This window comes from Neoakkermansia glycaniphila (genome assembly GCF_900097105.1).
GTDB classification, from domain to species: Bacteria; Verrucomicrobiota; Verrucomicrobiia; order Verrucomicrobiales; family Akkermansiaceae; genus Akkermansia; species Akkermansia glycaniphila.
On the sequence record NZ_LT629973.1, the window covers coordinates 839,491 to 863,334 of the forward strand.

General features: G+C 57.8%; 20 protein-coding genes. 15 read left to right on the forward strand and 5 right to left on the reverse strand.

Going from position 1 to position 23,844, the window contains the following annotated elements; all coding sequences use genetic code 11:
- The first annotated feature begins 12 nt into the window (after positions 1–12).
- The 6 genes from PYTT_RS03435 to PYTT_RS03460 all read left to right on the forward strand — a co-directional run bounded on the left by PYTT_RS03435 (position 13) and on the right by PYTT_RS03460 (position 6,915).
- The gene (locus PYTT_RS03435) at positions 13–462 is read left to right on the forward strand and encodes a hypothetical protein (RefSeq protein WP_067776916.1); all 450 of its coding nucleotides are present in this window, start codon (positions 13–15) and stop codon (positions 460–462) included.
- A 268-nt stretch (positions 463–730) separates the two neighbouring features.
- Positions 731–2,635, forward strand: a complete 1,905-nt coding sequence (dnaK, locus tag PYTT_RS03440) for a molecular chaperone DnaK (protein ID WP_067776914.1) — start codon at positions 731–733, stop codon at positions 2,633–2,635.
- 71 nt (positions 2,636–2,706) lie between these two features.
- Complete coding sequence (gene groES, locus PYTT_RS03445; RefSeq protein ID WP_067776911.1) at positions 2,707–2,991, forward strand: co-chaperone GroES; 285 nt, start codon at positions 2,707–2,709, stop codon at positions 2,989–2,991.
- Between the two features lie 89 nt (positions 2,992–3,080).
- The gene (groL, locus tag PYTT_RS03450) at positions 3,081–4,736 is read left to right on the forward strand and encodes a chaperonin GroEL (RefSeq protein ID WP_067776908.1); all 1,656 of its coding nucleotides are present in this window, start codon (positions 3,081–3,083) and stop codon (positions 4,734–4,736) included.
- Positions 4,737–4,968: 232 nt separating this feature from the next.
- Positions 4,969–5,850: a glycoside hydrolase family 16 protein gene (locus PYTT_RS03455; RefSeq protein WP_067776905.1), complete on the forward strand. Its 882-nt coding sequence runs from the start codon at positions 4,969–4,971 to the stop codon at positions 5,848–5,850.
- 309 nt (positions 5,851–6,159) lie between these two features.
- A complete protein-coding gene (locus tag PYTT_RS03460) occupies positions 6,160–6,915 on the forward strand; it encodes a PEP-CTERM sorting domain-containing protein (protein ID WP_067776902.1) in 756 nt (251 codons plus the stop codon).
- A gap of 166 nt (positions 6,916–7,081) precedes the next feature.
- Here PYTT_RS03460 and PYTT_RS03465 read toward each other — a convergent pair whose 3' ends face one another.
- Both PYTT_RS03465 and PYTT_RS03470 read right to left on the reverse strand, forming a co-directional pair.
- Positions 7,082–11,089 (reverse strand): hypothetical protein, encoded by a 4,008-nt coding sequence (locus tag PYTT_RS03465; RefSeq protein ID WP_141675853.1) that lies wholly within the window; start codon positions 11,087–11,089, stop codon positions 7,082–7,084.
- Between the two features lie 46 nt (positions 11,090–11,135).
- Positions 11,136–12,155: a hypothetical protein gene (locus PYTT_RS03470; protein WP_067776897.1), complete on the reverse strand. Its 1,020-nt coding sequence runs from the start codon at positions 12,153–12,155 to the stop codon at positions 11,136–11,138.
- A 237-nt stretch (positions 12,156–12,392) separates the two neighbouring features.
- Between PYTT_RS03470 and PYTT_RS03475 the strand changes: the two genes are divergently transcribed.
- Positions 12,393–13,226, forward strand: a complete 834-nt coding sequence (locus tag PYTT_RS03475; protein ID WP_067776894.1) for a mechanosensitive ion channel family protein — start codon at positions 12,393–12,395, stop codon at positions 13,224–13,226.
- A 10-nt stretch (positions 13,227–13,236) separates the two neighbouring features.
- Here PYTT_RS03475 and PYTT_RS03480 read toward each other — a convergent pair whose 3' ends face one another.
- A complete protein-coding gene (locus PYTT_RS03480; RefSeq protein WP_067776891.1) occupies positions 13,237–14,511 on the reverse strand; it encodes an ankyrin repeat domain-containing protein in 1,275 nt (424 codons plus the stop codon).
- A gap of 145 nt (positions 14,512–14,656) precedes the next feature.
- Here PYTT_RS03480 and pyrH point away from each other — a divergent pair, with 145 nt between their 5' ends.
- The 3 genes from pyrH to PYTT_RS03495 are packed head-to-tail and all read left to right on the forward strand — an operon-like array spanning position 14,657 to position 16,325.
- Positions 14,657–15,394 (forward strand): UMP kinase, encoded by a 738-nt coding sequence (pyrH, locus tag PYTT_RS03485; RefSeq protein WP_067776888.1) that lies wholly within the window; start codon positions 14,657–14,659, stop codon positions 15,392–15,394.
- A 20-nt stretch (positions 15,395–15,414) separates the two neighbouring features.
- The gene (gene frr, locus PYTT_RS03490; protein ID WP_067776884.1) at positions 15,415–15,981 is read left to right on the forward strand and encodes a ribosome recycling factor; all 567 of its coding nucleotides are present in this window, start codon (positions 15,415–15,417) and stop codon (positions 15,979–15,981) included.
- A gap of 23 nt (positions 15,982–16,004) precedes the next feature.
- The gene (locus PYTT_RS03495; RefSeq protein WP_067776880.1) at positions 16,005–16,325 is read left to right on the forward strand and encodes a bactofilin family protein; all 321 of its coding nucleotides are present in this window, start codon (positions 16,005–16,007) and stop codon (positions 16,323–16,325) included.
- 78 nt (positions 16,326–16,403) lie between these two features.
- On the opposite strand, the gene PYTT_RS03500 is transcribed toward PYTT_RS03495, so the two are convergent.
- The gene (locus PYTT_RS03500) at positions 16,404–17,060 is read right to left on the reverse strand and encodes a hypothetical protein (protein WP_067776877.1); all 657 of its coding nucleotides are present in this window, start codon (positions 17,058–17,060) and stop codon (positions 16,404–16,406) included.
- A gap of 159 nt (positions 17,061–17,219) precedes the next feature.
- Here PYTT_RS03500 and PYTT_RS03505 point away from each other — a divergent pair, with 159 nt between their 5' ends.
- On the forward strand, positions 17,220–17,525 hold the full coding sequence (locus tag PYTT_RS03505; protein WP_141675852.1) for a hypothetical protein: 306 nt from the start codon (positions 17,220–17,222) through the stop codon (positions 17,523–17,525).
- A gap of 91 nt (positions 17,526–17,616) precedes the next feature.
- Here the strand turns inward: PYTT_RS03505 and PYTT_RS03510 are convergent, their stop codons facing one another.
- Positions 17,617–18,243, reverse strand: coding sequence for an elongation factor P (locus tag PYTT_RS03510; RefSeq protein WP_342744168.1), 627 nt, complete (start codon positions 18,241–18,243; stop codon positions 17,617–17,619).
- 109 nt (positions 18,244–18,352) lie between these two features.
- Here PYTT_RS03510 and ychF point away from each other — a divergent pair, with 109 nt between their 5' ends.
- From ychF to PYTT_RS03530, 4 genes are all read left to right on the forward strand, one after another.
- Positions 18,353–19,474: a redox-regulated ATPase YchF gene (gene ychF, locus PYTT_RS03515; protein ID WP_067776868.1), complete on the forward strand. Its 1,122-nt coding sequence runs from the start codon at positions 18,353–18,355 to the stop codon at positions 19,472–19,474.
- Positions 19,475–19,482: 8 nt separating this feature from the next.
- Entirely contained in the window at positions 19,483–20,193 is a 711-nt protein-coding gene (locus tag PYTT_RS03520) for an alpha/beta fold hydrolase (protein ID WP_067776864.1), read from the forward strand.
- On the forward strand, positions 20,190–22,292 hold the full coding sequence (locus PYTT_RS03525; protein ID WP_067776862.1) for a ComEC/Rec2 family competence protein: 2,103 nt from the start codon (positions 20,190–20,192) through the stop codon (positions 22,290–22,292). The genes PYTT_RS03520 and PYTT_RS03525 overlap by 4 nt, the downstream gene beginning before the upstream one ends.
- A gap of 141 nt (positions 22,293–22,433) precedes the next feature.
- Entirely contained in the window at positions 22,434–23,840 is a 1,407-nt protein-coding gene (locus PYTT_RS03530; RefSeq protein WP_067776860.1) for an MBOAT family O-acyltransferase, read from the forward strand.
- The last annotated feature ends 4 nt before the right edge of the window (positions 23,841–23,844 follow it).

Here is a 23,844-nt window from a genome sequence, read left to right on the forward strand (position 1 = left end):
TTTATCTGCATCATGACGTTTCGCTCGCGCTTCCTTTCTCTCCTCACCACATCGCTCCTGCTTTCGGGACTTGTTTCCTGCCAGCAGACGCGGAAGGGATCGGAAACGCCTACGGGTGTCGTCACCACCATCATGACCGGAACCATCGTCCGCGTCAAACACGTCAAACTCGTCGTCGACACCCAATCGGGAGCCTTTGCCAGCATGACGGGCAAAGCGGCAGGCACCATTGCTCCATCCATTATCGCCGAAGGCACGCAGCACCTCGCCGCAGCCGCCGGTTCCCTGCTCGACAACAAACTGGAAGAAGCGCCCGGTGTCCAAATCCGCGTCCGCATGGACGATGAAGCCGGCACATTGAAGCAAATCACCCAACTCGCCTCACCCGAAGACAGCTTCAAGGTCGGACAGAAAGTCTGCATCTCCATCGGCAATACCCCCGGAAACGTCTTCCCCGACTGAACCTTGGCCGCACCCTATCCTCCTCTGCGACAATTCGTGCCACACATAGAGACATATTGTCACACCATGCGACATATCGACACACAACGCGAGACAAAATGTCTCATAAAAAGCAGCACACACGAGCGCCCAACAAATAAAAACAATTTATAATCAAAACAATTCGTTTTTGGCACAAAAATTGCTCTACCAAATAGTGAACAATGATGCGACACACAGCATCAACATAACATCCACCAACAATCACGAATAGAAAGAAATTCATACCATGAGCAAAATCCTCGGAATTGACCTCGGTACCACAAACTCCTGTATGTCCGTCATGGATGGCGGGCAAGGTACCGTCCTTGAAAACAGCGAAGGCGCGCGTACCACACCTTCCATCGTCGCCTTCACCAAGAGCGGCGAACGCATCGTCGGCCAGGCCGCCAAACGCCAGGCCGTCACCAACCCGAAAAACACCATTTTCTCGGCCAAGCGTCTGATCGGCCGCAAATACAGCGAACTCACCGAAGACGACAAGAAAGTTCCCTACACCATCGTCGAAGCAGCCAACGGCGACGCCCACATTCAGGTGGAAGTCGGTGGAGAAACCAAGGTATACTCCCCGCAGGAAATCTCCGCCATGATCCTCGGCAAACTGAAAACGGACGCCGAAGCCAAACTTGGCGAAACCATCACGGAAGCCGTCATCACCGTACCGGCCTACTTCAACGATGCCCAGCGCAACGCCACCAAGGCCGCCGGTGAAATCGCAGGCCTGAAGGTGCGCCGCATCATCAACGAACCGACGGCGGCAGCCCTCGCCTACGGCCTCGACAAGAAGAGCAACGAAAAAATCGCCGTGTACGACCTCGGCGGCGGCACGTTCGACATCTCCGTCCTCGAAATCGGCGACGGCGTCTTCGAAGTACTTGCATCCGACGGCGACACCCACCTCGGCGGCGACGACTGGGACAATGCCATCATCAACTGGATTCTCGATGAATTCAAAAAGGAATCCGGCATGGACATCTCCAAGCAGACCGACGCCCTCCAGCGCATCAAGGAAGAAGCGGAAAAAGCCAAAATCGCCCTCTCCTCCACGCAGAGCTACGACATCAGCCTCCCCTTCATCACCGCAGACGCCTCCGGCCCGAAGCACATCCAGCTCACGCTCTCCCGCAGCAAGCTCGAACAGCTCACCGAAAACCTGCTCGAACGCACCAAGCGCCCCGTCACGGAATGCATCCGCGAAGCAGGCATCTCCACCAGCGACATCAATGAGCTCGTCCTCGTGGGCGGCATGACCCGCATGCCCGCCGTGCAGGACATGGCCAAGAGCCTCGCCGGCAAGGAACCCCACAAGGGCGTGAACCCCGACGAAGTCGTCGCCATCGGCGCGGCCATTCAGGGCGGCGTTCTTCAGGGCGACGTCAGCGACGTACTCCTGCTCGACGTCACTCCGCTGACGCTCTCCATCGAAACCATGGGCGGCATCGCCACCCCGATGATCGAACGCAACACCACCATCCCGGTACGCAAGAGCCAGGTCTTCTCGACGGCCGCCGACAACCAGCCTGCAGTAGACATCCGAGTCTGCCAGGGCGAACGCAAAATGTTCGAAGACAACAAGCTTCTCGGCAACTTCAAGCTCGACGGCATCAACGCCGCTCCGCGCGGAGTGCCGCAGATCGAAGTCACCTTCGACATCGACTCGAACGGCATCCTCAAGGTCACGGCCAAGGACAAAGGCACCGGCAAGGAACAGAACATCTCCATTCAGGGATCTTCCGGCCTCTCCAAGGACGAAATCGAACGCGCCAAGAAGGATGCGGAAGCCCATGCCGAAGAAGACCGCCGCAAAGCGGAGGAAATCGAAACCGTCAACCAGGGTGAATCCCTCGCCCACAGCGTCGAACGCCAGCTCTCCGAACTCGGGGACAAGGCTCCGGCCGAAATCAAGCAGCCCATCGAAGACAAGGTCAAGGCCCTCAAGGATGCCGTCGCAGCCAAGGACATCGAAGGCATCAAGAAAGCCCGCACCGAACTCGAAGGCATGCTTGAAAACCTGAACAAGGCAGCACAGGCCGCTCAGGCTGAACCGACGGGCCAGCCCACCGAACCCGAAGGCGACGGCCCCCGCCAGGCCAAAGGCCGCGTCGTCGATGCCGAAGTCGTCGACGAAAACTAAGGGCAACCATTCTCCGGGCCGGAGGCGACTCCGGCCCGATATCACCTGAACAACAACACATACACAATACCATGATCAAACCACTCGGACAGCGCGTACTCATCAAGCGCGCAGAAGCAGAACAGAAAACGGCCGGAGGCCTCTTCCTTCCGGACAATGCCAAGGAAAAGCCGCAGGAAGCCATCGTCGTGGCGGTAGGCACCGGCGGACGTGATGAAAACGGCAAACTGATCGACTTCACCGTGAAGGAAAACGATCGCGTTCTCATCTCCAAATACGGCGGCACGGAAGTCAAAATCGACGGCCAGGACTACGTCATTGTCAGCGAACAGGACATCCTCGGCATCATCGACTGATTCCGACCCCGTCACAGCGTCGCGGATCAACAAAAACACCGCGACTTATTGAGATTTATTGAAAATTATTTAAAATTAAAAAACTGATTATTATGGCTAAACAACTCCAATTCGACGAAACGGCCCGCCAGTCCCTCCTGCGCGGTGTGGAAAAAATCGCCCGTGCCGTCAAGAGCACTCTCGGCCCGGCAGGACGCAACGTCGTCATCGACAAGAAATTCGGCTCCCCCACCATCACCAAGGACGGCGTCACCGTCGCCAAGGAAGTGGAACTTGAAGACGCATACGAAAACATGGGCGCCCAGCTCGTCCGCGAAGTCTCCTCCAAGACCAACGACATCGCAGGCGACGGCACCACCACCGCCACCGTCCTCGCCGAAAGCATCTACCGCGAAGGCCTCCGCAACGTCACCGCAGGAGCCAACCCGATCTCCCTGCAGCGCGGCATCCTGAAGGCCTCCGAAGCAGTAGTTGCCGAACTCAAGAAAATCTCCAAGACAGTCGATTCCACCAAGGAAATCGCACAGGTCGCCACCGTCTCCGCCAACTGGGACGCTGAAATCGGCAACATCATCGCCGAAGCCATGGACAAAGTCGGCAAAGACGGTACCATCACCGTCGAAGAAGCCAAGGGTATCGAAACCTCCCTCGACGTCGTCGAAGGCATGCAGTTCGACAAGGGCTACCTCTCCCCCTACTTCGTCACGAACGCCGAAGCCATGGAAGCCGTCCTTGACAACCCGTACATCCTCATCTTCGAAAAGAAGATCACGAACCTCAAGGACTTCCTTCCCCTCCTCGAAAAGGTGGCGAAAACCGGCCGTCCCTTCCTCGTCATCTCCGAAGACATCGAAGGCGAAGCCCTCGCCACTCTCGTGGTGAACCGCCTGCGCGGCACGCTCAACATCTGCGCCGTCAAGGCACCCGGTTTCGGCGACCGCCGCAAGGCCATGCTTGAAGACATCGCCATCCTCACGGGCGGTCAGTGCATCTCCGAAGACCTCGGTCTCCGCCTCGAAAACGTCGAAATCGACCAGCTCGGCCAGGCCAAGCGCGTCGTCGTCTCCAAGGACAGCACCGTCATCGTCGAAGGCGCCGGAGCATCCGACAAGATTCAGGCCCGCGTGGCCCAGATCCGCAAGCAGATCGAAGACACCACCTCCGACTACGACCGCGAAAAGCTCCAGGAACGCCTTGCGAAGCTTGCCGGCGGCGTCGCCGTCATCAAAGTCGGTGCAGCCACGGAAACCGAAATGAAGGAAAAGAAGGACCGCGTCGACGACGCCCTGCACGCCACCCGCGCAGCGGTGGAAGAAGGCATCGTTCCCGGCGGCGGCATCGCCTTCATCCGCGCCCAGAAAGCCATCTGCGGCCTTGATCTCGAAGGTGATGAAAAGACGGGCGCAGGCATCGTCTACCGCGCCATCGAATCCCCGCTTCGCCAGCTCGTCGAAAACGCAGGCCGCGAAGGTGCGCTCATCGTCGAAAAGGTCAAGAACATGCCCAACGTGGCGGACGGCTACAACGTCGCCACCGACAAGTACGAAGACCTCCTCGCCGCCGGCGTCGTGGACCCGACGAAAGTCACGCGCTCTGCTCTGCAGAATGCGGCCTCCATCTCCGGCCTCATGCTCACCACCGAATGCCTCATCTCCGAACTTCCGGAGAAGAAAGGCTGCTGCGGTGGCGGCGCTCCCGATATGGGAGGAATGGGCGGCATGGGTGGAATGGGCGGCATGATGTAACCGGCATCGGCCACCAAAGCCATAGAATACCCACATGGGCGCGCTCTTCGGAGCGCGCCTTTTTTATTCGTGAACACGACCCTGCATCCATCCGATCCGGATAGCCTTGAAAGAATGGAACCGCATTGCCCGTATTCACCGTATGGGCACGAGAGAAAGCCGAATACAGCATCCTCATCGCCCGGCATTTCCATCCTCCGCACATCAACAACCAAAACCATTCACGACAGCCATGAAAACCGTCCGCTCCCTCCTGCTGCTCCCTCTCGCTCTCTTCGGAACGGGTCTTGCGCAAACCTCCGGCCATCCTCCCGCTCCCCAAAACAAGCAGGGATGGAAACTTGTCTGGAACGACGAATTCGAAAAAAACGGAGCGCCCGACCCGAAAAAATGGACGTATGAAGAAGGCTTCGTCCGCAACAAGGAAGAACAGTACTACACCAAAAACCGCAGGCAGAACGCCCGCGTCGAAAAAGGATGCCTCATCATCGAAGCCCGGAAGGAACCCTTCAACAACCCGAAATACGATCCTAAAGCCACCCCCGAACAGTGGCAGAAATCCCGCAAACAGGCGCAATACACCTCCGCAGCCCTCACGACGGAAGGATTGGCGCAAATGAAATACGGTAAAATCGAAGTCCGGGCCAAACTTCCGAAAGGCATCGGCTCATGGCCTGCCATCTGGATGCTGGGCACCAGCCGCCCCAAAGTCGGCTGGCCCGCATGCGGTGAAATCGACATCATGGAATACGTCTCCTCCGCACCCGGCACCTGCCATGCCACCCTGCACTGGAAAAGGACGGACGGCGGAACGAACCGCAAAAACGCCAGCAAAGGAATCAAAACAAAAGAGCCCAGCCTCACCGATACCTTCCATGTATACGGCATGGAATGGGACGACAAAAACATCACCTTTACCCTCGACGGCAAGCCATACGGCACGCTGCCCGTGGACATCGCCAACCAGCCTGACGGCAGCAACCCCTTCCGCGCGCCGCATTACCTCCTGCTCAACCTCGCACTGGGCGGAAGCTGGGGGGGCAAAGTCGAAGGCAACGACTTCCCGAGGCAATACCTGATCGACTATGTCCGCATCTACGAACGGAACCATTGATTCCATTCTCTCCATACAGAAACCTTAATCCCGAATGTGACCGGAACGATGGCAAAACATGCCGCAGACAGTTCATACAACGGATTATGAATCCTGTGTCAATATGAAATTTCAAAATATAATGCCAGTGAGTCACTTATTCCAGGAAAAGGTATATCATACCTTTTATCTGCATCGGAAAATCAGAGGTAATGAATTCGTACTATTTTGATGTTCTGGTAGATGTATTACATAAAACGATGCCTTTTATGCACAGGATTCATAATCCGCTAACTTCTAGAAGTGGTCAGAATTGATCATTATACTTGTATGAAAAAAAGCATCTCCATCTTGTGTGCTACATACGTTTTCGGTACAGGGATTGCCTCAGCCGCAACTGCCATCATCGATTTCGGGTACAGCAACACCACCACACCGGCCTACGCCAACGCCGTAGGAGATAATATTCTCCAAAGCAATGCCGTCTCCATCAAAACAACGACAGGAGGGACTCTGGGATGGCAGTTCGCCAATTGGATGTCACGTACACCAAGCCCCAGCGGATCCCCTGTATTCGCCGCAACAACATGGAATAACAAACAGGCGTTCAATACATTTACCGATTCGTTGCAATTACCGGCCGGCACGTCGGATTTCTCCGATGTATGGAGGGACGGACTCAATTCATTTAGTGGAGCCGGAAATATCACGTTTTCAGGACTTGCCGCAGGCCACACCTATACAATCTCTCTGGGTATGGGCAGAGCGACCGACTCCGGCAGCGACATGCAGATATCCACAACCATGGGTACCTTGACAGGCGGAAGCTGGTTCCAGTCCAACGGCACATCCGGATCAACGGCTCTTGCAACATTTGCCCAAAGAGCTTCCGGAGTTCAGGCAATCGCATCCTACGACATCACCGCCGACAGCGCCGGTAAAATCCAGTTGACCATTACGAACTCCTCCCAATACGTCGCGCTCCAATTCGCCACCATTTCCGACAACATACCTGAACCGGGCAGCGCGGCTCTTGCCTTGCTTGGATTGCCCGTTCTGACCTTCCGACGCAGGAGAAAACAGTAAGGCCGTCCGGCATTCCTCCCTGCCCCCATCCTTCGGAAAAATGCAGGAGAAGGTTAAACGGATATCCCGAATTCTTCCGTTCTATTTGAAACCTGCATTTGCTTCCGCGAATGCAGGTTTCAAACAATCAGCCAACCAATGATACGGCAAGTCTTGAGGAACTTTTTCAAGGCTTTGTTGCATTCATCTCCTGCAGCAAAACGGAAAACACTTCTCGTACCGCATCAACCGCATCACTCCTCCCTTCTGCATTCAGAAGCCCATCATCCTGAAATCCGCGATACGAACGCATGGAAAAGTCGAAAACTTCACCATTGCCCCTCTCGGGAACCGACCTCCATTTCATCTCGACCGGAAAACCGGCGGCTCCGGAAACCGGGCAAATGAGCAACCCGCTACAGATTTTATCACTGCCGCTTCCTGAGGCAAACAGCGGCATCACATGAAACGGCGTACCTTCGACACGATAAACCGGCGGCAAGCCATACACTGCGCCATACATCCGCATGGCCTCCATCTTTCCACTCAGATAGTCCAAGACTCTGTCCCTGTTCGCCGACGTTACGACATCGTCGCGCCCATCCTCCAGCGAAACCTTGAATACAGAGCGCGCCATCTCCTTCAACAGAACTTCTCCGGGCTGCCTGTCCACCATTCTCACCTGATCCGAAGTATCGACGAATTCAAGAGCGTTGATATACTCGAGAGCCGGAATTCCCTGAGAAGTCATGGGTGAAGAACGCCCATCGGCATCCGTGGGCACGTCCACCCATTGTCCCCTGTATGGGCGAAGCCACGCACTAAACGCCGCGCCCGGCATCTCGTAATACCACGAAAAACTCTTGCTGGAACGATCTTCCCGGAGCGAACGCATGGCAAGCACATATTCCAGCATCCTGCTCGCCGTTTCCTTGCCGAATTCGCGATATACGGACGGCACCTGCCAATCAAACTCCCGGAGAGCCTCCGCAGCCAGAGCTCTCAGATTGCGGGCGGACAGCCCCTTCCTCGGAATATCGAAACTCTCCACCCCGATTCTGTTCGGCCCCAGCCACGACAGGCGCAGCCCCTTCTCCGGCGCACCTTCTGCCTGATAAGGGCATTTCATATACACGACGATATAATCCTTCTCCTCCGGATCGGACAAAAGCCACATATCCCACCGGCCCGGACGATACGGCCTCTCCTCCTGAGCGAGATGCGACCACTTCTTCTCCTTCCCTGCCAGAATCCATTCACGAACAGCGCCCAACTGGCCGCCAATCACCATATCCCCGGCATCCGGCCGGCGGAGCGGCCAGGGTTTTCCTTCTGCAGCGTGCATATCCCGCAGCACGGCATCGAATGCACCCTGCACCAGCTTCAGATTCCGTTCCCTGCCTGCCATACCGGAAATGACGAAATACCTGGCCACAGCCGGGCAGGCATCCTCTTCGTTCCACTTCGCAATCATCGGGTCGGCCTGAGGATACCATTTCACAAGAACAACATCCTCGCCCCTCTCTCCCCGGCAACAGATGAGCAAGCCGTCGATCTCGCCTTTACCCGTCTTCAGCAGCCGGAATTCATACGATGAACCCTTCGGACGGTAACAGGGATCTACCTGCAGCCTCGATGAACGGGAAGCCAATGCCTCCTCCACCAAGATCCGAAGCCAAACAAACTTGGCGATCTTCTCCCGGTTTGTCCGGTTGACCAGCGCATCCTTGCCGTCTTCCAGAACAACCGAGTTCCGGCCCGGTGCATCCTTCCGGCATTCCGGCAGCAACAGACCCGCCAGCGTCACGAGATCGCCGGGCCGGAAGAGTTCTCCGCCCAGCCCGTGCGACTCCACATGAATGCCGCCATCCTCATGCAAAGTTACCCGGATCCCTTTACTGCCGACCGCAGAAACGAGCGGCAAATACAAATCCACCCCAAGGGCATCTTCATCGGCGGACAACAGGGAAACGGCACGATCCGGCGGCAGGCTTCCGTCCAGAATGGCCGTACGGACGGCATTCAGTCCTTCCGCCGACAGTTTGGCCTGTGGCAAAGACGGCACATCCGCCATCATGTCGGGACTCGGCTGCGGCCCACATCGAGCCGACACCCCCATCTCTCGGACCATCTCCGCCCACCCGGCACGATCGATATCGGCAGACGCCTCTTCCCCTCTCACAAAACGGATATCCTTCACATACTCGGCAAACGGCAGCGCCCCCAGAGAACGGTAAGGCACCAGCTCCACATCATAAGCCGAACCGCCGACATGGTACCGCATCCGCCCATCCCTTACGGCAGGCTTCCGCACCAGCACGAACCGGAGCATCTCGTTCCGCAGCTTCACCCCCTTTGCCGCATCAATGGCCGAACCGCCCTCAGCAAGCTCTTCCAGCACCTCCGCAGCAAACTTCGCCAACCCGTTCGGAGACAATCCAGCCACAGCGAGCCCCAGAGCTTCCACCCGCACGACCTTGCCTCCCGCCGCCAACGACAGGCGCAAGGCGCGAGCCTTCGGAGATGCGGCATCCTGATACGGACACTTCAGATAAACGGATACATGCCCCCTGTCCGCCGGATCGGACAACAAAAATGCTTCCCAGCCCCCCAGCCTCCTGTACGGAAGCACTCGATCGACCGAGGGCAAATGCTGCACCTGTTGCCCCTGTACGAGCGAATCGCGCAAAGCCGCCAGCATCTCCGGCGTCATCACTTCGGCAGGGACCGCCGTCTCCATATCGGCCGCATTCATCTCATCCAGCAACGCACGGAACACCGCTTCCGCCATAAACCGCATATCCGCTGCCCCGCCTTCATGGTTACCCTCCGCCTCCAGCATCAGATACCGCGACAACGCCGGATCACAGCCTCGTGACGAACGCACGCCCCACCATGCAACCGTCACCGGATCGCCAGCCTTGCCATCCGCTCCCACACGCCGAATCGCCATGGAAGAGGGAAATTCTCCGCTCCAGCCGAAAGACACTTCACAGGAAGTACCCTCCGGCCTGCAGACGAACTCTCCAAACGGCGACCGCATACTGCTGTAATATGCAAAAATCCTGTCCAGATTTCGCTTGTTGACCCAAGCGTTCTCGCCCTGTTCCAGCAACAGGCGGAAAGCTCCCGTCTTCGGATTCCTCTCCAGAGGAAAGACCACTTCGGCCCAATGATCCGCCATCCCGCGACTCTCGCCGAAGCCGACAGCTTCCGCATACATGATCCTGTCCTCGAACAACGACAGGCGAATCCCCTTGATACCGCCGCCCTCTGCCGGGCACTTGAGATAGAGCACAACCACTCCGGCTTCATCCGGATCGGAAAGCAAATAGACTTCCCGATACCCGGGCAAATACGGAAACTCCTTGCTGAAAGGCTTCAGGAACTTGCGGCTGCCATGCGCCAGAATCCGCGCTTTCACCTCCTTCATCCCGTCGGGAGAACACCATGCCCCATCCTTGGAGATGAACGACCAGCCGTCCGCCACTCCCAAAGCAGGCAGCCTCGTACCCTCTGCCGCCTGCTTCATCTCGCGCAGCAACGCCTTCCGTGCAGCCGCATCCGACGACGGAATACATGGACAATCCATCCAAAAACCAGAGGGCTGCATACCCCCGGGATCCATTCTCCACAGCCCCAGCCAAATCCGATCCACATAAACAACAAACGGAGTACCCTCCACACGATAGATGGCGGGAGGATCCGCCGCACTCCTCATCATGTCACTGAAAAACACCGTTTTCGTCATTAAATAACTGATGATTCCGGAATCTTCCGACACATTCTCCGCTTCAGGAGCACACAAAAACTTCGCCATACCGTGCAACGCGAGGGCAAAATCCTCCGCCACCTCGAATCCTACGGCATTCACCAGCACGCGGCCATCCTCCTGCGAGCTCAGGCGAATACCCTGCTCCACCCTGCCTGCGGGCTGGTACGGCGATCTGAGAAACAGCTCCATACGCTCCGCCTCATCCGCAGCGGACAGCAAATACATATCCCAGAACGACGGCAGAAACGGAACCTCTCTACCCTCCGACGCCAAACGCCTGTTCTCCTTGTGCTCCAGAATACGAAGGCGTGTTTGCTCCAACACCTCACGGAAAAGCCCATCTCCGCTATCCGCCTCCCTTGTAGGCGGCACAGCATGTTCGTTGTCGGCAGCAAGCGGAGAGCCCAGACACAGAGTCACAGCAAAAAGAAAGCCTATTGATTTCAGTATATTCATCTTGTTGATTTCATTGGATTGTTGATTGTTTTCCGGCCTGCATATTCCCGGCCGGATTCGGATGCGGCGGCTCCTCCGGAGAAACAGGAGCAGCGCCCTCCATCTCCCGCAGCAGATACAGAAACGCCTCGCACGACATATCAAGCATATATTGGGGAGCATACCACCCACCCCAGACCATGCGTCCACCTGCTCCCTCCTTCAAAGTTTTCCACATGACGGAAACCGCGCTCCGTCCATTCGGAAGCCCACGATAACAGAATGAAAAACCTCCCACATCTTCGGGCTTCTCAATGGGAGCCAACTGACCCTTCGGAAGAAGAAAAACGGCATACGGCGACCCCTTGATCTCATAAAAAGGCAATTCTCCATACATGGAACCATGCATCGCGCGGCGCGGATTTCGCTTCAAAATATAGCGGGCAACAGCATCCGCATTCCTCCGGTTCAGCAAAGGATCCGTCCCATCCATCGAATAACACAGCCCATCCTTCACATCCGGTTTGACCACGCTATCCACACGACCCCTCGTCGGGAGGAGCAGAGACGTCCAGCTCAGCAAATCTTCTTTTGAGGCAACTCCCCGCTGCATGCCGAACGACTTCACCAACACGCCGTTTCCGGAACCCATACCAAAGACGAAAATACCCTTACCCGACACCGGCTTCGATCCGAACTCCTCATTGCCATCCTGTGGCTGCGAACGAACGACCTCGCGGCATTGCAGAAAAATGACGATGCGATCGTCTCCGGAAGAAGACAGCAAATACGCATCACGCAGGCAGGGAACCTCCCTGTCCATGAAAAACGGCTTCTTCTTTTGCCCTCCTTCCAGAATCACATCGCGAGCAGCCTTCAACCGGTCGTCCGTCAACCACGACGAGCCGTCCGGAACGGAAGCCGAAAAATACGGCGCAGGCAACCCCGCGACCTCCGAAGCAGCGCCGGCAGGCACGAATTTGTCCGTTGCTCCTGCCCCCGCCGAATCAATGGCGGCCAAAAATAACATGAAGAAAAGTCCTGAATACATGGGATCGTTGTTTTTTGTTGTGAATCGGGGCAAACGAATACCCCTGCATACATACAGACGGTTCCCTGAAAAAACGTTTCAATTCATTTGCACTTTTTGTAAAACGATCCTTCGCACCAATCGCACCCACTTCGGGACAAACGGCAGGCGAGCTTCCCGGCGGCACGGCCATGCCTGCCGCATGCCATCACGCGTTTTGAACTGGCGTTTTCCATATTCCGCCCTTATACTGCGGGCATGGAATTCTTTCAGTCGATTGCCGACACCTTCCAGTCCGTCTTCATCGAAAGCGACAAATGGAAGCACATCGCCTTGGCCATCATCTATCTCATTGCCGGCTACATCGCCGTCAAAACCTTGCGGCGCATCCTCATTCCCGTCATCCGCAAAACCATGCCCCGGCAAATCGGCCGCCTCCTGCAAAACGTCATCGGCGTCGCCATCTGGACCATCGCGCTGATTCAGGCGCTCTCCGCCATGGGCATCGATGTCGTCAGCATCCTCGGTGCGGCCGGGGTCGTCGGTATCGCCATCGGCTTCGCCTCCCAGACCTCGCTATCCAACCTGATCAGCGGCATCTTCCTCGTCGGCGAAAAAAGCGTCAACATCGGCGACACCATCCAGATCAGCGGCTTCACTGGCACCATCGAAAACATCGGGCTCCTCTCCGTCAAACTTCGGCAGGCGGACAACGCCGTCGTTCGGGTACCCAACGAAACACTCATCAAAACACCGGTCGTCAACATCACTGGAGACACCTTGCGCCGTTGCGACTTCGACATCGGCGTCGCCTACGACTCGGATCTCTCCACCGTCGAACGCCTGATCCACAAAGTCGTCACCTCGCAGGACACACTCGCGACGGAACCCGCCCCCGTCGTCCAGTTCGTCGCCTTTGCCGACTCGGCCCTCTCCCTGCGGGTAGGTGCATGGTGCAAAACGGGCGACTACCTGCAGGCACGCATGGAATTCGCCAAAAACATCCTGCAGGAATTCAAAGAACACGGCATCAACATCCCCTTCCCCATCCGCACTGTCGAAATCGTCGGCAATACGGACACCCCTTCCTGACAGCCGACCGTCACTTCCTCCACAATTCGGGCAACACATCCCGTACACCCTGCGGCACCGCATCCAGCCGCCCGGACATCAACTCTCGATTCTCGGCGGAACACGGAGCAAACGAAGCGTCCGCCCCATGATCCAGCATCAGGCGTGCCATCCGGACGGCGAAATCACCCGGCCGGGATTGGCCTCCCAGCCGCTCGCAGCAAACGAACAGAGGCGTCTTGCGATTACTCACGCAATCCACATCCCCCTCCTTCTTCAGAAATGCGTCCGCCATCGCCAAGGCTCGCTCCTGCACCCCCTCATGGAGCCGAACCTCACCATCGCGCAAGGCAACACTCCTCTCCACCAGATGGAATAAAAACGGGTGAGAGGCACTTCCCCCGTAAAACGCAGGCACGCCCTCCAGCGACGTATCCACCCCATGATCCAGTAACCATTGCAGCATGGCCACGGAATGCGGTTGCCGAAAATTCACGGCAGCCCATACCGGTGCGCCGTCATACTTGGAATTGATGTCCACCCCTCGCTCCATCAGCTCCTGCACAATCCGCACCGAACCGCTCCGGACGGAGCACATCATCACCTTGCCCGCCTCTTCCGGATGAATGAGTGCACCTCGTTCCAACAGAAGATCAGCAATATCAACACCCTTCCATCCCCTCACACCCGAGAAAATAAGAGCCTGCTCCAGATAGGAGTACGGCATGCCGGGCGAAGGCTCGATCATGGCGCCATGGTCGAGCATCAGGCGAACCAGCTCGACCTCCGCTCCGGCATACGCGGCAGAACCGCCCGGAAACGGGGAAAACGCCATACCGAAAGGACTTTCCCCTTCTGCCAGAATATCCTTCTCCCCGATGGGTGGACACACAATCAGGCATCGAGCATTCACATCGGCGCCGCGCAAAACGAGCGATCTGGCCAGCTCGCGATGCCCCGTAAACATGGCACACCACAGCAGCGACATCCGGTTGGAGCTTTCAAGCCGCACATCTCCCGTCCGGGCCGTCTCGCGCACCATTGCAACCACATCACGCCGCACAGCCGGAGCAATGAGATGCCAAAACCTCGCCTCGAACGAACCCGTATCAACCCACTCATCCGCCTCACGCAAAAGAGACTCGACCTCCCCGGCAACCTCCATCATCTCCCTGCGATCCTGCGCGGACCACGATTCATGAAACACCCAGCCCTCATCGGGAACCCCTGCCACAGGCGGGGAAACCGCATCTCCGGGATTCACGGAGGCAACACACAAAGCGACCAGCAGGGTAGGGAAAAGCATAAGACCATCATATCCTCAGCCATACCGTCGTCAAGGTAAAAACGCCCTCTCAGAAAAACGGGCGGGTGCAAAATAACCGCCCCATCGTTTTTTGACTTCACTTCCTGCCGAAAAAATGAGAAGCTTTCTCAGCAAACATCTTACCATGACAAACGGTTCAAACCCTCCCTACAAGCGCATACTTCTGAAATTGAGCGGCGAGGCTCTTCGCAGCCCCGGCAGCATGGACAACATCTCCCCCGAAATCGTCGCACGCATCGCCGGAGAAATCGCCGATGCCCACCGTCAGGGAGGCCTTGAAATCGCCCTCGTCGTCGGCGGAGGCAACTTTTGGCGCGGAGCCAAGGCCAGCGTCCGCGGCATGGACCGCGCCACGGCGGACTACGTCGGCATGCTGGCGACCGTCATGAACGCCCTCGCCCTGCAAAGCGCCATCGAACGCGCCGGAGTGCCCTGTATCGTGCAATCTGCCATCGAAATGAAAAACGTGGCCGAGCCCTTCATCCGCCTCAAGGCCCGCAACGACCTGGCCGACGGTAAAATCGTCATCTTCGCCGCAGGCACAGGCAACCCCTTCTTCTCCACCGACACCACGGCCGCTCTGCGCGCCAGCGAAATCAACGCCGAAATCGTCATGAAGGCCACTTCCGTGGACGGCGTATACGATGCCGACCCGAAGAAAGTGCCGGATGCCACGCGTTTCGACACGATCACCTATCAGGAATGCCTGCGACGTGAACTCAAGGTCATGGACTCCACGGCATTCACCCTCTGCATGGACAACAAGAAGCCCATCATCGTCTTCGACATGCACACGCCGAACAACATCACACGCGCCCTCCTCGGAGAACGCATCGGCACCATCATTTCTCAAGAACACTAAACAACTCACAAAAAAATAATATGGACGCAGAAACACTCCTGTTGGAAACCGAAGACGCCATGGAGAAAATCCTTGCCCACATGGGACAGGAATTCGGCGGCGTGCGCACAGGCAAAGCCTCGCCCGCCCTTGTCGAAAATCTCGACGTATATGTCACCAGCTACGGCTCGACCATGAAACTCAAGGGAATCGCCGTCATCAGCACGCCCGATGCACGCTCCATCCTCATCCAGCCGTTCGACCCGAGCACCCTGCATGACATCCAGCGCGCAATCAACGAAAGCAAGCTGAACATGAACCCGATCATCGATGCCCGCTCCGTGCGACTCCCCATCCCGGAACTGACGGAAGACCGCCGCCGCGATCTCGTCAAATACGTCAAATCCCTTGCGGAAGACACTCGCGTCCGCATCCGCGGCTGCCGCCGCGACGGCATGGAAGGCGCCAAAAAGCTCAAGGCAGGCAACGTCGTCACGGAAGACGGCCAGCGCGACCTTGAAGACAAAGTCCAAAAGCTGACCGACAAATTCATCAAGAGCATTGATGAACAGGTTGCCGCCAAAGAAAAGGACATCATGACCATCTAACCCTCAACCCACACCAAACCACCATGTCCGACACAGTCACCAATTTCCTCGCATCCGGCATCGAGATCACCGGAACCATTCGTTTTCAAAACGACATGCACATCGACGGCAAGATCGACGGCGAAATCATCTCGGATCACGGCACCGTCACCATCGGTGAAATGGCCGCCATCAAGGGCGACATCACCGCCGGAGACGTACGCATCTACGGCCATGTCGAAGGCAAAATCGCCTCCGAACGCTGCGAACTCAAACGCCAGGCCGTTCTGCACGGCGACGTAACGACGCGCACGCTTTCCATGGAAGAAGGCGCCCAGCTCAAAGGCCGCACCGAAATCGGCTAAACGCTACAGCCGATCCATTCTGTTTCAACAAGCCGGTTTCCTTTTGGGAACCGGCTTTTTCATACCGACACGCTCCGCTCACTGGGGAGTCAACGGCTTCCACCCGGCGCGCGCCTCCTGCAACTCACGCAATTGCTGCTCCTTCCAGTCGGTAATCGTCGGTTCTGGGCTCGCCTTGATCTTTTCCTCAATCAGCCCGTCGCTTCGCTTCTCGAAGGCCCGTCCGCGAGCATCATACTTCCTGCCGCTGAATTCCGACGGATTCATCACGAAGGCATCCTTGTTATTCTTCCACTCCGTTTTTTCGACGGGCCGTTGAAGCTTGACGAAATCCGGCGTCTCTACGGAAACAATCGGGCTATCCTTCCGCCCGTCCCAGCTGCGCGTGGCAAACTGCTTGTTCGCCTGATCGAACGATTTCTTGCGATAGGCATCCGATGCATCCTTGGAACCGAACCCGGCCGTATCGCCGCCGAACTCGAACTGCTTCCCCTGAAAAGCGCTTACCTTATCCATCTTGGTCTGAGGAATACCGTTCGGATTCATCAACGTCTCGAACTCGGCCCGACGGTCGCCCTGCCTCTTGCCGTTCACAAACACCGTACCGTTATTCTTCAGCTCCTGCAAGCCCCCGGTCGGCGAATCATCATACAGAATCGTCCTTTCCGGGGTGCAAGCCGCCAGAAAAACCGAGGCAAACAACAACAAATGCGGGTAAAGGGGATGCAGGGCCATGATCTACGCCGCCAATATAGCAGATTGCCCGGCAAAGGCAAGAATGAAGATTCGAGGCGCGACCCGCCTGCATCCTGCTCCCTCCGCCCGCCTTGGCATGAGGCAGGCAAAAATAAAATGAACATACGCCGCAGCCGGATTGTCTCAGCCACAAAGGCCATGAAATCATCTATCATCAAGCTGGCATGGATACTTCCTGCAATCGGATTGCAATTGGCAATCACCTCCTGCACCACCGATGCCTATGGCAACACGACCGTCACTCCGGCCGGCGCTGCAGCTATCGGCGTAGGGGCTCTTGCTGCCGGAGTCGCCGTAGGAGCTGCGATTGACAATGACCGTGATGACCATCATCACCATCACTACAATCCTCCGCCCCGGCCCCGCCCGCATTACCATGGCAACTACCGCCCGCAGCGCCCGATCTACCATCCCGCGTACAGGCCGTCCCGACCGTGGAGATAACCCGCTTTCATTTGACGAGGCATTGTGCAGTATGACAAAAAGAGCGCATTCCGAAAGAATGCGCTCTTTACTTTGAATTGGCGGGGAACAATCAGTTGTTCACGCGTCCCAGATAGGAGCCGTCTTCCGTCTTCACGGAAATGCGCTCGCCGGGCTTGATGAACAAAGGCACCTGCACGACGAGGCCCGTTTCCATGGTGGCGGGCTTGTACACGTTATTGGCGGAATCGCCCTTCACGCCTTCGGCTGCTTCGGCCACGGTCATCGTGATGGCAGCGGGAAGTTCGATGGAAACCACCGTCTCGTCCGTAAACATCAGGATGTAGGTACCGCCTTCGATGAGGTAGTCCTTCACGGGCTCCACGATATCTTCAGTCACCGTCACGTCGTCGTACGTATCGGGCTCAAGGAAATGGTAGCCCATGCCATCGATATAGCTGAACTCGTATTCTTCGCGGGCAAGGTTCACGCCTTCGAGATATTCGTTGGACGTAAGGCGAAGATTGTAGATTTTCTTCGTCGCAATGCTACGGATGCTCATCTGAACATAGGAAGCCATGCGGGGGGGACACTTGTGTTCCATGCTGACCACAACGCACACATCGTTGTTGTGATTCACAGCATGGCCTTTACGCAGATTGATAACTGGGACTTTTGCCATGTGGCGTGGAGCGTACCAGTTGCAGCCCCTCCCGTCAAGAAAAAACCCGCCGTTCATGGCGCACGGACAATACTTTTTGACAAATCTTCCCCATCGCTTCCCGGCGCCGGAACGGCATGCATTCTTCTTGACAATCAGGCCCCGGTCATTTACGGTGACTCCCGTTATGTTACAGGCAGGTATCGTAGGACTCCCGAACGTCGGCAAATCCACCCTTTTCAATGCAGTCACGCGCTCCCGCAAGGCGCAGGCCGCCAACTACCCCTTTTGCACCATCGACCCGAACGTCGGCATGGTCGTCGTCCCCGATGAACGCCTGAACGTCCTCTCCAAAATATCGAACTCCGAAAAAATCATTCCGACCGCCATCGAATTCGTGGACATCGCCGGACTGGTGAAGGGAGCCTCCGAAGGCGCCGGACTCGGCAACAAATTCCTTGCCAACATCCGCGAAGTGGACGCCATCGTCCAAGTCGTCCGCTGCTTCGACAACGACGACATCATCCACGAACTCGGCACCGTCAACCCTCTGCGCGACATCGAAATCATCAACGACGAACTCATCCTCGCCGACCTTTCCGCCATGGAAAAACGCAAGGATTCCCGCGAAAAGAAAGCCCGCGGAGGCGATAAGGAAGCCAAGGAAGAAGTCGCCCTCATCACCAAACTCCTGCCCCACCTCGATGCAGGCAACCCCGCCCTTACCCTCGAACTCTCGGACGACGAACGCAAACTCCTGAAATCCTTCGGCCTTCTTTCCGACAAGAAAAGCATCTTCGCCTGCAACGTGAATGAAGACGAACTGGCCGACGCCGTCAGCAACCCGGACGCCCACCCCTACGTCTCCCAGGTACGCCAGTACGTCGCCAACCACCACAATGCCGAAGCCGTCGTCATCTCCGCCCGCATCGAAGAAGAACTCTGCGAACTGCCGGCTGAAGAAGTCCGCGAATTCCTGCAGGACCTCGGCGTGCAGGACTCCGGCGTATCGGACCTCATCCGCTCCGTTTACCACCTTCTCGGCCTCCGCACCTACCTGACCACGGGCGTCAAGGAAACACGCGCCTGGACCATCCCTGCCGGAGCCAAGGCCCCGCAGGCCGCCGGAGTCATCCACACCGACTTCGAGCGCGGCTTCATTGCGGCTGAAGTCGTCGCATTCGCCGACCTCGTCGAATGCGGAGCCAAAGCCCGTGCACGCGAACTCGGCAAACTCCGCATCGAAGGCAAAGACTACACCGTACAGGACGGCGACGTCATCGAATTCCGCTTCAACGTCTCCAAATAGCCCACCATGTGAACCCGCCTCCCTCCAGACACCTCATCCTGCTGCACGGCAACCTTGGTTCCTGGAGGGACTGGGATTTCATCATCACTCCTCTGCGCGAAAAAGGCATCTCCTGCCATCCGTTGAATTTGTGGGAACTGATCGCATCCGGCTGCTCCGGCCTTGAAGAAGCCGGACGCAGAATCGCCGCACTGACCCTCCCGCACGCACCCTGCGCACTGATGGGCTACTCTCTTGGCGGCAGGCTCGCCCTCCACGCCATGCAAACCGCGCCGCAGGCATGGAGCGGTATCGCCTTCCTTTCGACGCATCCGGGCCTGCAAACGGCACAAGAAAGGCAAACCCGACTCGCTTCCGACCTCGAACAATCAGCCCTCTGCCGCCAACTGCCGCCACGGGATTTCCTCCAGCACTGGAACCGGCAGGGCGTACTGGCAGGTTCGGGGCAAGGACCTGCGCCCGACTACCCGCAGGAACAGGCCGCACAAGCCTTCGACATCTGGTCGCTCGGCAGGCAGGCGGACATGCGCCCGCACCTCCGCGACTTCTCCGGAAAAACCATCTGGCTGGCAGGTGAACAGGATGCCAAATTCTCCGCACTGGCCCGCACCATCCCCGGCATCTCCCCCATACTTGTACCCGGCGCAGGCCACCGCCTGCTCCAGCAATCCCCCTCCACCATCCTCCAAACCGCCCTCTCCCTGTTCTCGCAGGAATGAACCGCATCCCGGCCTTTCTCTCCGGCGGCGCCATTGCCGGATTGAGGCGATTACTCGCCGCATCTCCTCTATTCCCCCCGCTGCTCGCCGTCATCGGCATTCTGGCAGGAGGCTGGGGGTGGTACCTTGCGATCGCCGCACTTCTTGCCACAGCCCTTGCCCGCCAATGGAAAACACTCCTCCTCCTCGCACTGGCATCCGCCTATGCGGGATGGAAATACCATCAGGAAGAAACGCGCATACAACTGCTCCGTGATACATGGCACCAAACGCCCCCATCCATCCGCCATATTGAAGGAACCGTCATCCGCAGCCGCGAACACAGCGCCATTCTCGAAACAACGGGAGGAGATGCCATCGAACTCCTCCTCCCCGAAACCATCTCCATGCAGGAAGGAGAACGATGGAACATCCGGGGACTGCCCGCCGACTTCCCACCACCTCCCCTGCCCGGACTCTTCGACCGCAGCGCATGGCTCGGCACGCTGGGCGTCGCCTGCCGCCTCAGAGTCATTGAAGCATACCGGCAACCTCCCGCTTCATGGCAACAGCGCCTGCTGACCGCATCCAGGGAATGCCGCCGCACCATATCCTCGCTTCTGATGTCCGGCGCACCGCCCGACGACCCTGCAGCCCAGTTCATCGCAGCCCTTCTTCTGGGAGACAAAGAGCATGCCGACACCGAAATCATCGAAAACTTCCGGCGCAGCGGCTGCCTCCACGCCTTCGCCGTCAGCGGACTTCATGTCGGCATCATCGCCTTGCTGCTGGGCGGCCTCCTGCGCTTGTGCCACTGCTCGCCCTTCACCAAAAACATCCTCCTGCTACTCCTGCTGGGCGGCTACATCTTCGTCACCGGCATGCCCGTCTCCGCCGTCCGCGCCTACCTCATGATCGCAGCATTCCTTCTGGCCCGCCTCCTTCAGCGCGACTACCGGCTCCTGAACATCTGGAGCTTCGCCGCGCTGGCTCTGCTCCTGTGGAACCCGCGCTACCTCTTCCAACCCGGATTCCAGCTCTCTTTCGCCGTCTATGCCGCCATCTGCGCCGGAGCCTGCTGGAGCCGCACCTGCCGGGGCTGGTTCGAACCGGACGACTACATCCCCTTCCGCCTCATGACCGGAACGGAACGCCTGCGGCAACGTTGGGGCCGGAGCGCCTGCGGCCTCTTCATCGTCTCGGTTTGCGCATGGCTGGCCGCCCTGCCCCTGTGCATCTTCCACTTCCATGCCGTCAGCACCTGGGGCATTGCAGCCAACATCCTGCTCGCACCTCTTCTTCCCGTCGTCATGGGTCTCGGAGTCGCCGCACTCTGCCTGTCATGGTGCCCTGCCGCCCTCCTCGGCATCAACTGGCTCAACCGGCATATAGCCGATCTCACCCTGCAGGGAATCGCCGCCCTGTCGGGACTGCCTGCCGCCTATATCCCGGCCACCTCATCCATGCCGCAAGACAGCATCGTCATCATGACATTCACCCACGGCAGCCATGCCTGCCTTCTGGGCAATCCCGGACTCCTGATCGACTGCGGCACTGCCGACAATGCCCGTTGGACGGTCGCACCTGTCCTGTTCCACCTCACCGGCACTCCCGGCCTCTTCCTCGCCACCCACGCCCATGCCCGGCAAACGGGAGGAGCAGAAACCATCCGGCAAGCCCATCCGGGCATCATCTCCATCGACAGCAGCCATCTTCCGCCCGGAGGCATCACCGCCACCACCCCGGCAGGCACCTACACCATCATACCCGCTTCGCCACAACTGCCCCATGCCGACGCGGACGACGAAACTCCCATCGTACTCTGGGAAACCGGAAAACACCGCACCCTGTACATAGGCGATGCCTCCCTCCGCTCCCTGCTCCGCCTTCCTTCGCACATCCTGCGAGCAGACACCGTCATTCTCGGCAGGCATACCCGCCACCCTGCGGACGACATCGAATGGCTCCGTGCCACCGGAGCATCGCGCATCATCATGGCATCCGGCTCCACCGGTGGCGCCCCCATGCAGGAAGAACCGTCTCCGGCCGTCATGGAAATCCTTCCGGCACGCAGCATCCATTTCACACGCGCGGACACGCCAACAAATCTCCCGGAGTGACCACGGGATTCCGCTTGACGCTACGGACATCACAGTATAAAATCCGCTACCCTTCCGTGAGGCTCAATCTCACACGGGAATCAATGGAGCAGCCTTCCTCAAAAAACAAGCTCCGCACACGCACACTCTCTCGCTTCTTCCATGGATTTTACCAATATCGTGTTCTGGCTTTGCCTGATTCCGGCGATGGTCTGCATCTTCCTGACAGGCCGTTACATCCTGCATCACCGGACACAGGCCAAACAGCAATTTGAAAAATATGCCCTGCTCATCATCAGCCTTGCCTTCCTCGGTATGGCCAGCATGCTCACGCTCGGCATCTTCCTCCTCGTCGCCTTTCTGGCATACGGAGGCGTCAAACTCGCCTTGAAAGGCGGCCGCAACATGCGCAAACTGGCGCTCGGCATCCTCATACCGCTCCTGCTCATCCCCCTGCTGTACTACAAATACGGCTACTTCATCGGCACACAGGTCTTCAATCAGGAATGGGACACACTGCGCGACCTCATCATCCCTATCGGCATCTCCTTCTACACCTTCCAGAAAATCTCCTTCTGCATCGACACACTCTCCCGTCAGCAGCCGCTCCCGAAGTTCCTCGACTTCATGAACTTCGCCAGCTTCTTCCCGCAGATCGTTGCCGGACCCATCGAACGACGCGACTCCCTGCTGCCGCAAATGGAAAACATCCGGCTCACATGGAAAGCCGCCAATATCGACATCGGCCTGCGCTACATCGTCCTCGGCCTCTTCTTCAAAATGTGCATGGCGGACAACCTCGCATCGGCCTTCTTCCAACACTACGATGGCGGCAATGTATGGGTCATCTGGATGAACAACATCATCTTCGGCCTGCGCATCTACTTCGACTTCGCCGGATACGGACTCATCGCCTACGGGCTTGCACGCGGACTCGGAGTCCAGCTCACCATGAACTTCCTGAGCCCCTACTCCGCCACAAACATCACCGCCTTCTGGCGGCGCTGGCACATCTCCCTCACAGGCTGGTTCCGCGACTACATCTACTTCAACATCGGGGGCAGCCGCACCAAATTCTGGGCCTTCAACATCCTCCTCGTCTTCCTCATCTCCGGCCTGTGGCACGGAGCCTCATGGAACTTCGTCATGTGGGGCGGCCTGAGCGGCATCGCCATGATCCTCCACCGCTGCTACCGCAACCTCGGCCTGCGCATGTGGGCGCCCCTGTCCACCCTGCTCACCCTCATCACCATGTTCTACATCTGGATGTTCTTCTATGAAACGGACAACCACCAGCTTTGGGACAACACCTGCCACCTCCTCACCTTCTCCAGCTACAACACGAAATCCCTCATGGCAGTCGTCGGCACATTCCCCGTCGCCATCCTCACCTTCTGCTTCTTTGCCCTCATCAGCATCGTCTTGATCGTCATGGAAGGCCTCTCGGGCAAAAAAACGGGCAACCCCTACCAATGGCTCATCTCCCCCTATGCGTGCGGAGTCTGGGTCATCCTGACCATCGTCTTCAATCCAGGAGTCAAGAATTCCTTCATCTACTTCTCATTCTGACGCC

What these genes read in the sequence shown, in the direction of transcription:
- PYTT_RS03435 (WP_067776916.1), top strand. Translation starts at nt 13, where the DNA reads ATGACGTTTCGCTCGCGCTTCCTTTCTCTCCTCACCACATCGCTCCTG.
- dnaK (WP_067776914.1), top strand. Translation starts at nt 731, where the DNA reads ATGAGCAAAATCCTCGGAATTGACCTCGGTACCACAAACTCCTGTATG.
- groES (WP_067776911.1), top strand. Translation starts at nt 2,707, where the DNA reads ATGATCAAACCACTCGGACAGCGCGTACTCATCAAGCGCGCAGAAGCA.
- PYTT_RS03455 (WP_067776905.1), top strand. Translation starts at nt 4,969, where the DNA reads ATGAAAACCGTCCGCTCCCTCCTGCTGCTCCCTCTCGCTCTCTTCGGA.
- PYTT_RS03460 (WP_067776902.1), top strand. Translation starts at nt 6,160, where the DNA reads ATGAAAAAAAGCATCTCCATCTTGTGTGCTACATACGTTTTCGGTACA.
- PYTT_RS03470 (WP_067776897.1), bottom strand. Translation starts at nt 12,155, where the DNA reads ATGTATTCAGGACTTTTCTTCATGTTATTTTTGGCCGCCATTGATTCG.
- PYTT_RS03475 (WP_067776894.1), top strand. Translation starts at nt 12,393, where the DNA reads ATGGAATTCTTTCAGTCGATTGCCGACACCTTCCAGTCCGTCTTCATC.
- PYTT_RS03480 (WP_067776891.1), bottom strand. Translation starts at nt 14,511, where the DNA reads ATGCTTTTCCCTACCCTGCTGGTCGCTTTGTGTGTTGCCTCCGTGAAT.
- pyrH (WP_067776888.1), top strand. Translation starts at nt 14,657, where the DNA reads ATGACAAACGGTTCAAACCCTCCCTACAAGCGCATACTTCTGAAATTG.
- frr (WP_067776884.1), top strand. Translation starts at nt 15,415, where the DNA reads ATGGACGCAGAAACACTCCTGTTGGAAACCGAAGACGCCATGGAGAAA.
- PYTT_RS03495 (WP_067776880.1), top strand. Translation starts at nt 16,005, where the DNA reads ATGTCCGACACAGTCACCAATTTCCTCGCATCCGGCATCGAGATCACC.
- PYTT_RS03500 (WP_067776877.1), bottom strand. Translation starts at nt 17,060, where the DNA reads ATGGCCCTGCATCCCCTTTACCCGCATTTGTTGTTGTTTGCCTCGGTT.
- PYTT_RS03505 (WP_141675852.1), top strand. Translation starts at nt 17,220, where the DNA reads ATGAAATCATCTATCATCAAGCTGGCATGGATACTTCCTGCAATCGGA.
- PYTT_RS03510 (WP_342744168.1), bottom strand. Translation starts at nt 18,243, where the DNA reads ATGAACGGCGGGTTTTTTCTTGACGGGAGGGGCTGCAACTGGTACGCT.
- ychF (WP_067776868.1), top strand. Translation starts at nt 18,353, where the DNA reads ATGTTACAGGCAGGTATCGTAGGACTCCCGAACGTCGGCAAATCCACC.
- PYTT_RS03525 (WP_067776862.1), top strand. Translation starts at nt 20,190, where the DNA reads ATGAACCGCATCCCGGCCTTTCTCTCCGGCGGCGCCATTGCCGGATTG.
- PYTT_RS03530 (WP_067776860.1), top strand. Translation starts at nt 22,434, where the DNA reads ATGGATTTTACCAATATCGTGTTCTGGCTTTGCCTGATTCCGGCGATG.